Genomic DNA, 12,175 nt, shown 5'->3' on the forward strand with positions numbered 1-12,175 from the left:
GAATGCGTCGCGTGCTAGCCACGGGCCGCCCTGAATGGTCACAGCGCCTCGTCGACGTCGTCTCTTGAACCCGCGTGCTAGCCACGGGCCGCCTCCATGATCGCCTCGTCGACGTCCTTGCCCGCCTTCTCCGCCTCGGAGATGGCCAGCAGTACCTTCTTGTATTCGCGCGGCATCAGCTTCACGAAGTGGTTCACCTGCTGCGACCAGTCGCCCAGAATGCGTTCGGCGACAGCGGAACCCGTCTGATCGCGGTGCTGGGTGATGATGTCGCGCAGCCAGGTGAAGTCGTCACCGGAGAGCTGCTCGACGGCGTCGGCCTGCTCGGGGTTGAGCCTGGACTCGAAGGTGCCGTTCGGGTTGTAGACGAACGCGACACCGCCGGACATACCGGCGCCGAAGTTGCGCCCGGTCTCACCGAGGATGACCACCCGGCCACCGGTCATGTACTCCAGACCGTGGTCGCCGACGCCCTCGACCACCGCGAGAGCACCCGAGTTACGGACGGCGAAGCGCTCGCCGACCACACCGCGGATGAACGCCTTGCCGTTGGTGGCGCCGAACAGGATCACGTTGCCCGCGATGATGTTCTCCTCCGCCACGAACTCGGCGGGCGCGTTCAGCGACGGGCGCACCACGAGGTGACCGCCGGAAAGCCCCTTGCCGACATAGTCGTTCGCGTCACCCTGCACCCGCAGCGTGATGCCCGCGGGCACGAAGGCGCCGAAGCTGTTGCCCGCCGAGCCGGTGAAGGTGATGTCGATGGTGTCGTCGGGCAGGCCCGCGCCACCGTAGAGCTTGGTCACCTCGTGGCCGAGCATGGTGCCGACGGTGCGGTTCACGTTCGTGATCTTGGTTTCGAACTTCACCGCCTGACCCCGCTCGAGCGCGTCGCGGCTCTGCGTGATCAGCTGCTGATCCAGCGCCTTGTCCAGGCCGTGGTCCTGGGTCTTGGTGCAGCGCCGGTCCTGGTACATGAACGCGGTCTCGACATTGTCGAGGATCGGCGACAGGTCCAGCTTGCTGGCCTTCCAGTGCTGCTTGGCCTTGGCGGTGTCGAGCAGGTCGACCCGGCCGATGGCCTCGTCCAGCGTGCGGAAGCCCAACTGCGCCAGCAGTTCCCGGACCTCTTCGGCGATGAACAGCATGAAGTTCTCGACGAATTCCGGCTTGCCGGTGAAGCGTTCGCGCAGCACCGGGTTCTGCGTCGCGACACCCACGGGGCAGGTGTCGAGGTGGCAGACCCGCATCATGATGCAGCCCGAGACCACCAAAGGCGCAGTGGCGAAACCGAATTCCTCGGCGCCGAGCAGCGCGGCGATCATCACGTCACGGCCGGTCTTCATCTGACCGTCCACCTGCACGACGATCCGATCGCGAAGTCCGTTGAGCAGCAACGTCTGCTGGGTCTCGGCCAGGCCGAGCTCCCACGGACCGCCCGCGTGCTTGAGCGAAGTGAGCGGCGAGGCGCCGGTGCCGCCGTCGTGGCCGGAGATCAGCACCACGTCCGCGTGCGCCTTGGACACACCGGCCGCGACGGTGCCGACGCCGGGCTCGGCAACAAGTTTCACGTGAATCCGCGCCTGCGGGTTCGCGTTCTTCAGGTCGTGGATCAGCTGCGCCAGATCCTCGATCGAGTAGATGTCGTGGTGCGGCGGCGGCGAGATCAGGCCGACACCCGGCGTCGAGTGCCGCACCTCGGCGACCCACGGGTACACCTTGTGCGCCGGAAGTTGGCCGCCCTCACCGGGCTTCGCGCCCTGCGCCATCTTGATCTGGATGTCGGTGCAGTTGGTCAGGTAGTGCGCGGTCACGCCGAAGCGGCCGGAGGCCACCTGCTTGATCGCGCTGCGCCGCCAGTCGCCGTTCTCCTCCGGCTCGAAGCGGGCCGGCGATTCGCCGCCCTCACCCGAGTTCGACCGGCCCCCGAGCCGGTTCATCGCGATGGCCAGGGTCTCGTGCGCCTCGGCGGAGATGGAGCCGTAGCTCATCGCGCCGGTGGAGAACCGCTTCACGATCTCCGACGCGGGCTCGACCTCGTCGATCGAGATCGACGCGCGCTCCTTCTTGAACTTGAACAGGCCACGCAGCGAGGCCAGCCGCTCGGTCTGGTCGTCGACCATCTTGGTGTACTCCTTGAAGATGGAGTACTGACCGGTGCGGGTGGCGTGCTGCAGCTTGAACACGGTGTCCGGGTTGAACAGGTGGTACTCACCCTCGCGCCGCCACTGGTATTCGCCGCCCACCTCGAGCTCGCGGTGCGCGCGCTCGTTGCGGTTCTCCAGGAAGGCGAGCCGGTGCCGCTCGGCGACGTCGGCCGCGATGTCCTCGAGGCCGATGCCGTCCAGGTGCGAGCGCAGGCCGGTGAAGTACTCGTCGGCCAGGTCCTGGGACAGGCCGATCACCTGGAACAGCTGCGCGCCGGTGTAGGAGGCCAGCGTCGAGATGCCCATCTTGGACATCACCTTCAGCACGCCCTTGCTGGCGGCCTTGTTGTAGTTGGCGACCGCCTTGCGGAAGTCCGCGGCGTGATCGCCGGTGCTGCCGGGCATTTCGAGCGCGCCGCGCTCGAGCATGTCCTCGATGGTCTCGAAGGCCATGTACGGGTTGATCGCGGCCGCGCCGAAGCCGACCAGCATCGCCATGTGGTGCACCTCGCGGGCGTCACCGGCCTCGACGACGAGACCGACCATGGTGCGGGTGCGTTCGCGCACCAGGTGGTGGTGCACCGAGGCGGTCAGCAGCAGCGACGGGATCGGCGCCAGCTTCTCGTTGGACTCGCGGTCGGAGAGCACGACGATCCGGGCGCCGCCGTCGATGGCGGCCGACACCTGGGTGTTGATCGCCTTGAGCGCCTTGCGCAGGCCCTTGCCGCCCTTGGCCACCGGGTACAGGCCGCGCACGATCACCGAACGCAGCTCGGGCTGGGAGCCGTCGTCGTTGATGTGCACCAGCTTGGCCAGCTGGTCGTTGTCGATGATCGGCGATTCGATCGCGATCTGCTTGCACGACTCCGGGCCGGGGTGCATCAGATCGGCCTCCGGGCCGATCGCCCGGCGCAGGCTGGTCACCACCTCTTCGCGGATCGCGTCCAGCGGCGGGTTGGTGACCTGCGCGAACAGCTGGGAGAAGTAGTCGAACAGCAGCCGGGGCCGCGACGACAGCACCGCGATCGGGGTGTCGGTGCCCATCGAGCCGAGCGCCTCGCCGCCGGTCTTGGCCATCGGCGAGATCAGCAGGTTCAGTTCTTCGTTGGTGTATCCGAAGATCTGCTGGCGGATCAGCACCCGGTCGTGCGACATGTGCACGTGCGGGCGGTCGGGCAGGTCCTCGAGCTTGGTCACACCCGCGTCCAGCCATTCCTGGTACGGGTGCTCGGCCGCAAGGTCGGTCTTCAGCTCGTCGTCGCCGACGATGCGGCCCAGCGAGGTATCGACCAGGAACATGCGGCCGGGTTGTAGTCGGACCTTGCGGACCACCTTGGACGGGTCGATGTCGAGCACGCCGACCTCCGACGCCATCACCACGAGGCCGTCGTCGGTGATCCAGATGCGGCTGGGGCGCAGGCCGTTACGGTCGAGCACGGCGCCGACCACGGTGCCGTCGGAGAAGCACACCGACGCCGGGCCGTCCCACGGCTCCATCAGCATCGAGTGGTACTCGTAGAACGCGCGGCGGCGCTGATCCATGGTCTCGTTGCGTTCCCACGCCTCGGGGATCATCATCAGCACCGCGTGCGGCAGGCTGCGGCCGCCGAGGTGCAGCAGTTCCAGGACCTCGTCGAAGCGCGCGGTATCGCTCGCCCCCGGGGTACAGACCGGGAAGATCTTCTCCAGCCGGTTGTTGCCCGCCGAGTCGGTACCGAAGATGTCCGAACGCAGCAGCGCCTCGCGCGCCCGCATCCAGTTCTCGTTGCCGGTGACGGTGTTGATCTCGCCGTTGTGCGCGACGCGGCGGAACGGGTGCGCCAGCGGCCAGGACGGGAAGGTGTTGGTGGAGAAGCGCGAGTGCACGATGCCGAGGGCGGACTCCACCCGGCCGTCCTGCAGGTCCAGGTAGAACGCGCGCAGCTGCGGCGTGGTGAACATGCCCTTGTAGACGAAGGTCTGGCCGGACAGGCTCGGGAAGTACACCGACTCCTTGCCGACCGAGCCCTCGCCGGGGCCCGACTTGCCGAGCTCGTGCTCGACCCGCTTACGGACGACGTAGGCACGGCGTTCCAGGTCCATCCCGGACAGCTGCTCGGCCGCACCCCGCGGGGAGCCGATGAAGATCTGCCGGAACGTCGGCATGGCGTCGCGGGCCAGCGCGCCGAGCGACGACTCGTCGATCGGCACCTCGCGCCAGCCGAGAACCTCGAGGCCCTCTTCCTTGACGATCTTCTCCACGCCGTAGGCGGCACGCGCGGCCTCGCGCCTGGCCTGCGGCAGGAAGGCGATACCGGTGGCGTAGGAGCCCTCCGGCGGCAACTCGAAGTCCACGATGGCGCGGAAGAACCGGTCCGGGACCTGGATCAGGATGCCCGCGCCGTCACCACTGTTGGGTTCGGCGCCTGCGGCACCACGGTGCTCCAGGTTCAACAGAGCCGTAATAGCCTTGTCGACGATGTCGCGGCTGCGGCGGCCGTGCATGTCGACGACGAACGCGACACCGCAGGCGTCGTGCTCGTTCGCCGGGTCGTAGAGCCCGACGAGTCCAGGTGACCTGTGGCCAGGAAGTTGCATCATGCCTCTGCCTTCAAGAAGGGCGTTCGACGAAAAAGAATTAGGCCATTTCGTCTGAATGCCTCCGTACAAGACTGCGCCCGTACGTTCCGAAACCAGCCGCGCTGATGGTCTTCGGCGTGCAGTCACGTCTCCAGTTGTTCACCCGCTTCAGTGACGTAGTGGGTGCTCGTCGGTAACAGATCCCTAACGAGATCCTTACCTCCGTGCGGGTTCTCGCCAGCTACGCTGAGCACCGGTCCAGGAGCTGCCCGAGCGGGCGAGGGTGCCGAGCATTCTGTGTTCGGCGTAAGAGCAAACGATAAGTCAGGTCCGGGGCCCAACCAACTAAGGTTGCACTAATAACCGGGTCTAGCTGGGCTTCTTCATTCGGTCCTCCACGTGTGCGCGTCGTCCAGTGTAAAGCAGCGGGTACCGCTGGATCGACCCTGCGGCACCCTCGGCCAGCCGCTCGACGCCGGCGCGCGAGAGCGGCCCCAACCCTCGCAAATCGGTCAGAAGAACGCTCTCACCTGCATCGAAGATGATTTCCCTCGCTCAGCATCCGGCAAACCCCTCGGCGGCGGCTAACTCGGAAGCGGGCTGGATGAGATATTTCCGACAGGGTCCTGACGAGCCCGAGATGTGATCCGACCGTCCGGACTGTTTTGTTTGCTGTGGCCTTCAGCACATTTTCAGCTAACCAACTGGAGTGGCGTTCGACACATTTTCGTGGCCGAAACCTATACGCCGTCAGGGGGTAATGGCTGTGATTAATTGCGGGCCCGAACGCTTTTCGCCGAATATTCGCCGAACGCGCGGACTCACCGCCTGAAGTCGGTGCTTAAAAAGGGGTTAAGCGGGGTATGAAGCGGGTTCCGTGGGGAGCGCGCAGCGTTCAACGCGGCGCGCACAACGCGGCTGCGGCACGCACCAGCGCGGCCTGATGCAAGGCGTCGGTATTTCCGGCGCCGAATACGTCGAAGACGCTGTAGGCCAATCTTTCCGCGCAGTCCGGCGCGGTCAGCTCGGCCCGCCGGGCGGCCAACTGGTCGACGATCTCGATGTTCACCCGGTCGATCACCGGGCGCACCGCCGCTAGATCGGGTGCCGAACCGGGTGCCGCGGCCGGGTCGAAGCGCCAGCGAGTGATCAGGCCGCGCTGCACGATCTTGTTGGACTCGATCTGGCCGGAGAACACCTGCCGCACCCAGGGTTCGGGCAGGTCGCGCCCGGCGCCCAGCTTTGCCATCGCGTCGTAGACCACGGCTTCCCTGGCCGGATCATCGATGGTGGGTTCGGTGCCGGACTCGGCGGCGGCCACCCACTTCGCCGCGGCCACCGCGTCACCGGTGTCGAGGCGCTCGAGCACCAGGGCTACCAGGCGATCCAGCGACTCGGCGCGACCGTCGCCCGGCTCGGCCGCCGCGCTAACCGGCGACATGATCAGTGCCGCCGACACGATCATCAGCATGACAAGGCGCATAACCCGACCTCCTGAACTGGCTCGCGCGGAAACCGATCATCGAGCCAGGGTAAGCGAACGGACCCGCGCGCTCGGTCCCGAAACCGGCCCCGCGCGATGGCCGTCGGCACCCGTACCCGCACCACATCGGCGGTTTTGTGAGCCTGACCACATACCTCCGCCGCCACTCGGTGTGTCGGGTTCGGTCCTGTCACGCTGTGACCACGAAACCGTGACGGTTTCATCGAGCCCTGAAATCGACTGGGACCAAGAGGATGTGAGCTCCCATGACCGTCATCGGCTTGTTCACCTGGCTCGGCGGGGGTCAGACCGGTGAAATCGCCTACCGCCACGAGCGCACCGGCTATGCCGTCACCGGTGCGGCGGTGCTGTTGTTCACGGTGGTGTCCGGCCTGGTCACCGCACTCGCGCTGGCCTCGACCGGTACCTGGGCACTGCTCGCGGTGATTCCGGTGGCCCTGCTGGTCGCGGTGCTCGCGGGCGCGATCGCTCGCGCGGTAGCGACCGCACGGCCGAGCGGCGAGCCCGACCGGCTCGGCTTGCTCGCCCGCATCGCCGTTGCCGTGCTGGCCGGCGGATTGCTCGCCGAGCTTGCCGCGATCGTCGTCTTCGGCGGCAGCGTCGACCGGACCCTCGATGAACGAGCGCAACGTTCCGTCGCCTCCGCGCCGCGGGTCGTCGCCGCGACGGCCGAACTCGACAAGGCGCGCGCCGACCGGACCGCGCTGGATCAGTCGATCACCAAGGCACAGGCCGATCTCGACCGCTCGCTGGTGATCGCCCGCTGCGAGTTCAACCCGACCCCCGACTGCCCGCAGACGCGGATCACCAACGTGCCGGGACGCGGACCGGAAGCCCAGACCGCCAACGACATGCTCGACGACGCCCGCAGACAACTGGCCGCGGCGCAGGGCCGGGCCGACGCGCTGGACCAGCGGATCGCCGACGACGAAAAGGCCGTGGCCGCAGCCGAATCGGCCGCCTTCGCCGACGCCGACCGCGGCCTCGGTGCGCGCTGGCTGGCGATGAACGACTACACCACCCACCACGCGGGCGCGCTGCCGCTGCGCATCCTGACCATCATCGCTGTCGTCGCGCTGGCGCTGCTGCCGCTGGTGCTGCGCTGGTGGCGCGGCCAGACCTCGTTCGACCGGCGGGTCGCCTACCTCGATGTACAGGCGCGCGCCGAGGCCGAAGCCGACACGGCCATCGCCCTGAAACAGGCCCAGGTGCGCGCCGAGGCCGAAGCACTGCGCGCCGAACAACAACTCACCGCGGCCCGCCTCGCCGCCGAGGCGGACACCGCCATCGACCGGGAGCGCCAGCGCACCAGGATCGTCGCGGCCATCGGCGGCCTGGAGATCGGTATCGCCGAACCGCCGCGCCGCCCCGCACTACCAGCCGCACCGGCTGACGACCGAAAGGACAGCTCCGTGTCTGAAGGATTCGCGCCGTCGAACCTGCCCGCCCCCGTCACCGCGCGGGAGCTCACCCCTGGCACCGGGGCGCCGACGCCCAAGTCCGGTGGCGGCCTGGAACTCCCACTGATCGGCACGGTGCCGTTCACCGACACCGCGGCCCGGTTGATCCGCCCGCTGGTGCCGTCGTTCGTGGCCAACGCGATCGACAACGCCACGCATCCGCTGCGCACGGCCCGCCAGGCGTTCGAAGAGGTCGAGGAGATCACCTTCACCCTGCGCCGCACCCGCAAGGTCACCGTCGATACCCAGGACTCGCACGCGCCGACCGGTTATCAGCTCGCGCCGGGCTCGCCCGAGGCACTGCATGCCCAGCGCGTCGCGGCCACCGTGGTCGACGCCGACTACGGACAGCAGGATCCGCGCTACTCGGCACTGCCGGACGGTGCGCAGCCGTACGGCCTTCCGGCCGGGCGGCAAAACGAGCTCAGCGGCCACCGGAACCCCGAACTGCCGGGGCATGGCCGCCGCGAACTGCCCCGCGGCAACTGACCGTCTACCGCGCGCTGGTCGAGGCGCTCGGCCGGTCCTGGACCACTGGTCCGGCTCTTCGCGGGTCCTCCGGCCTAGGCTTTGGTCCCATGGCCCACAGTGACGTCTCGACAGCCGCGTTCGGGTCGCGGCTGCTCGGACCGGTGGACGAGTCCTCGGGGATGCGGCGGATCCGGGTTCAGCTGCTGCTGACCGTGCCGCTGGTGGCCGCGAACCTGGCCGGAATGGCCGTCACCTTCGCGCTGATCGGGTTCGTGCTGCCGGGGCCGACGGTGTTCACCCGGGAACTGCTGCTGCTCGATGTGATCGCGACGCCGCTGTACGCGGCGCTGGCCTTGCTGGTCGGCATGTGGTGGGGCACCGTGCGCGGTCTGCGCACCCTGCGCTGGGCGATCCAGCCGGACCAGGTGCCCACCGAGGCGGAGCAGATCGCCGCGTCCAGGGTGCCCCGGCATCTGGTGCTGCAACAGGCCCTGCTGTGGTCGGGTGCGGCCGCCGTACTGACCCCGCTGTACGCAATGGTGGAGCCCGCGCTTATTCCCAAGATCCTGATCGGCATCGCATTCAGCGCCATCGTGGTCTGCGCCAACGGTTACCTGATCGCCGAGTTCGCACTGCGGGCAGTGACCGCCCGCGTCCTGGACGCGGCGCCGTTGCGGCGGCGGCGCGGCATGGGTGTGTTCTCCCGCTCGATGGTGGCTTGGATGCTGGGCGCCGGTGTGCCGGTGACCCTGTCGATGATCGTGGCGGGATGGGCACTGGTCGACTCGTCGGTCAGCACGGCCCGGCTCGCGGTCTGTGTGCTCTCGCTCGGCTGCGCGACGCTGGTGTTCGGCCTGTTGCTGATGATGCAGACCGTGTCCACGATCATCGCGCCGATCCGCGGGGTGCGCCGCGCGCTGCGTCAGGTCGAGGACGGTGACCTGCGGGTGGCCATCACCGTGTACGACGGCACCGAATTGGGTGAGCTGCAAAGCGGTTTCAACCACATGGTGGAGGGACTGCGCGAGCGCGAGCAGATCAGGGACCTGTTCGGCAGGCATGTCGGCCGCGACGTCGCCGACGCGGCGCTCGCCGGTAATCCGACGCTCGGCGGCGTGGAGACCGAGGCGGCGGCGCTGTTCATCGACATCGTCGGCTCCACCACGATGGCCGCGACGGTGCCCGCACCCGAGATGGTCGCCATCCTCAACCGTTTCTTCGACATCGTGGTCGACGAGGTGGAGGCGCACGGCGGGCTGCTCAACAAGTTCGAGGGCGACGCCGCCCTGGCCGTATTCGGCACGCCCGCCGCCCTTTCCGACGCCTCGGGCGCGGCGCTGGCCTGCGCCCGCGCCATCCGGCAGCGCCTCGACCTGACCGCCGACGACTTCATCGCCGCCATCGGTGTCGCCGCAGGCCGGGTGGTCGCGGGCAACGTCGGTGCTCGGCAGCGCTACGAGTTCACCGTCATCGGCGACGCGGTCAACGAGGCGGCGCGGCTGTGCGAACTCGCCAAGCACGACGACCTACTGCTCACCTCCGCGAACACCGTCAACAGCGCCGACGACACCGAGGCGGCGCATTGGCAGCTCGGCGAGTCCGTCACCCTGCGCGGTCGCCTCACCCCGACCCGACTCGGTCGCCCGCGTAATTCCGGGCAACCGGCTGATCGCGGTCTGCACCCGAGCGAGCAGCGAACCGAATGACGGCTGCAGCCGAATAGTGGGCGCACCTCTATATAGCTTCGCGCCCGCTCCGGGGGAATCCAGAGCGGGCGCGAAGAGTCGGCTTTTACGGACGCGCGGCCCGCAGCCGGAACGCGACCACCGCGGCGATCAGCAGAATCGACGCCGTACCGAGCGCGGCGAAGTGGATGCCGGAAACGAACGCCTCGTGCACCGAGGTGAGGAACGCTTCCGACACCGACTCCGGTAGCTGACGCGCGAAACCCGTGGCCGCGCCGAGGGATTCCGACGCGACACCCACCTGATCGCTCGGCACGCCGGTCAGGTCGAGGCCGTTGCGGAAGATCGCCATGACCACGCTGCCGAGGATCGCGACGCCCAGGGCGATGCCGGTTTCGTAGGCGGTCTCCGAGACGGCTGCGGCCGCACCGGCCCGCTCGGCGGGTGCCGAGCTGACCACCAGGTCCGACGAGACCGTCAGTGCGACACCGACACCCGCGCCGATGAACAGGAAGCCGAGGATGAACGGCGTCGTGCTGCCGGCGGCGTCCGGGCCGAGCCAGAGGAACAGCGCCGAGCCGACCGCAGCGGTGGTCAGCGCGCCACCGAGCACGGCACCGGGTCGCACCCGCTGCACCAGCCACGCCGCGGCCAGCGACGCGACCACGCTGGCGGCCAGGCCGGGCAGCAGCAGCAAACCGGCCTGCATCGGCGAGTGGCCGAGCACCAGCTGCAGGTACTGCGAGCCGAAGAACAGCACACCGGCCAGCGCGAACACCGCGAGCAGGTTGGTGATCACCGCGGTGCGGAACCTGGGCAGCGCGAACAACTTCAGGTCCAGCATCGGATTCGCCAGCGTGCGCTGCCTGCGCACGAACAGCACGCCCGCGACGACACCGACCGCACCGATCAGGGCCAGCTGGATGCTGGCGCCGTGCGCCGCCGACTCCTTGATCGCATAGACGATCGGCACCAGCGCCAGCATCGACAATCCGGCGCTCGGCAGATCGAACCGGCCGGGGTTCGGGTCGCGCGACTCCGGCACGAGGAACGGGCCGAGCGCGATCAGCACCAGCATGACCGGCAGGTTCACCAGGAACACCGAGCCCCACCAGTAGTGCTCGAGCAGCCAGCCGCCGAGCAGCGGACCCGCCGCCGCGCCGCCACCGGCCATCGCGCTCCACACCGCGATGGCCACGGTCCGCTGCCGCGGATCCAGGAACATCGAGCGGATCAGGCCCAACGTCGCGGGCATGAGCGTCGCACCGGCGACACCCTGCAGCACGCGCGCGCCGATCAGCATCTCCGGTGAGACAGCCCACGCCGCGAGCACCGAGGCGACGCCGAAGCCAGCGGCGCCGATCAGCAGCAGCCTGCGGCGGCCGATCCGGTCACCCAGGTTGCCCATCATCACCAGCAGGCCGGCCAGCACGAACGAGTACACGTCGATGATCCACAGCAGCTGCGGTGTGGTCGGCGCCAGATCGGCGCTGATCGCGGGCACGGCCAGGTCGAGCACCGTGGCGTCGACGGCGAGCAGCAGCAGGGCGAGGGCGAGCACGGCGAGTCCGGCCCAGTCGCGCGCGGTCGCGCGGGGCGGGCCTTCGGTTGTCGTCCCGGTCTTCCGGGGGTTCTGCACGGTTGATGTGGTCATTGGCTTTCTCGACTTCCGTCGCACTCTTTTCTTACCGTCCGGACGGTACAGTATCAGACCTTACCGTCCAGCCGGTATAGTTCGGCCGGTGACGGTGAACACCCGCGACCGCATCCTGGACGCCCTCGAATCCCTGCTCCTGGAGAAAGGCATGTCGCATGTGACATTGGAGAGCGTCGCGACGAAGGCAGGCGTCTCCAAAGGCGGCCTGCTCTATCACTTCAAGAGCAAGGACGCGCTGCTCGCCGGGCTGGTCCGGCGGCTCACCGAACGCGCGAACCAACAACTGACCGACGCCACCGCCCGTGGCCAGTCCGTCGCCGGCTGGTATCTGCAGACCCCGAATCCGGACGACGCCACCGACGCGGTGGAGCTGGAGCTCTACCGCTCCATGCTGGCCACCATGCGCACCATCGACGCCGCGACCGACGCGGACACCGACGAGGTGCAGCAGGCGCTGATGGACATGATGAGCTCCTGGTCCGATGACCTGGACACCGAGATCGCGGACCCGGTGCAGGCCGACCTCATCCGGCTGGTCGGCGACGGCGTGTACCTGCGGGCCCTGCTCGGCCTGCCGCAGATCGACCCGGCCCGCTACCGCCGCGTGGTGCAACGCCTGCTGGACCCGCCGAGCGCCGGGTAACCGCGAAGGCGCTGCACCGACCGCGAATCGGGCACTGACCGTTAGACTC

The 12,175-nt window shown here is 68.5% G+C and carries 6 protein-coding genes; 3 read left to right on the top strand and 3 right to left on the bottom strand.

Translation table 11 applies throughout. The features are described from left to right. Positions 1 to 77: 77 nt before the first annotated feature. Positions 78 to 4,727 (bottom strand): glutamate synthase large subunit, encoded by a 4,650-nt coding sequence (gltB, locus tag NN4_RS29395; protein ID WP_147138365.1) that lies wholly within the window; start codon positions 4,725 to 4,727, stop codon positions 78 to 80. 874 nt (positions 4,728 to 5,601) lie between these two features. Continuing rightward, on the bottom strand, positions 5,602 to 6,189 hold the full coding sequence (locus tag NN4_RS29400; RefSeq protein ID WP_147138367.1) for a chorismate mutase: 588 nt from the start codon (positions 6,187 to 6,189) through the stop codon (positions 5,602 to 5,604). A 266-nt stretch (positions 6,190 to 6,455) separates the two neighbouring features. Between NN4_RS29400 and NN4_RS29405 the strand changes: the two genes are divergently transcribed. Both NN4_RS29405 and NN4_RS29410 read left to right on the top strand, forming a co-directional pair. Further along, on the top strand, positions 6,456 to 8,159 hold the full coding sequence (locus tag NN4_RS29405; protein ID WP_147138369.1) for a DUF4407 domain-containing protein: 1,704 nt from the start codon (positions 6,456 to 6,458) through the stop codon (positions 8,157 to 8,159). 89 nt (positions 8,160 to 8,248) lie between these two features. Further along, positions 8,249 to 9,847, top strand: a complete 1,599-nt coding sequence (locus tag NN4_RS29410; protein ID WP_147138371.1) for an adenylate/guanylate cyclase domain-containing protein — start codon at positions 8,249 to 8,251, stop codon at positions 9,845 to 9,847. Between the two features lie 85 nt (positions 9,848 to 9,932). Here the strand turns inward: NN4_RS29410 and NN4_RS29415 are convergent, their stop codons facing one another. Next, the gene (locus NN4_RS29415) at positions 9,933 to 11,480 is read right to left on the bottom strand and encodes an MFS transporter (RefSeq protein WP_147138373.1); all 1,548 of its coding nucleotides are present in this window, start codon (positions 11,478 to 11,480) and stop codon (positions 9,933 to 9,935) included. 88 nt (positions 11,481 to 11,568) lie between these two features. On the opposite strand from NN4_RS29415, the gene NN4_RS29420 reads away from it, so the two are divergent. Beyond that, positions 11,569 to 12,126, top strand: coding sequence for a TetR/AcrR family transcriptional regulator (locus NN4_RS29420; protein WP_147138375.1), 558 nt, complete (start codon positions 11,569 to 11,571; stop codon positions 12,124 to 12,126). Positions 12,127 to 12,175: the final 49 nt, after the last annotated feature.

The sequence above is a fragment of the Nocardia ninae NBRC 108245 genome (genome assembly GCF_007990755.1).
In the GTDB taxonomy this organism is placed as follows: Bacteria; Actinomycetota; Actinomycetes; order Mycobacteriales; family Mycobacteriaceae; genus Nocardia; species Nocardia ninae.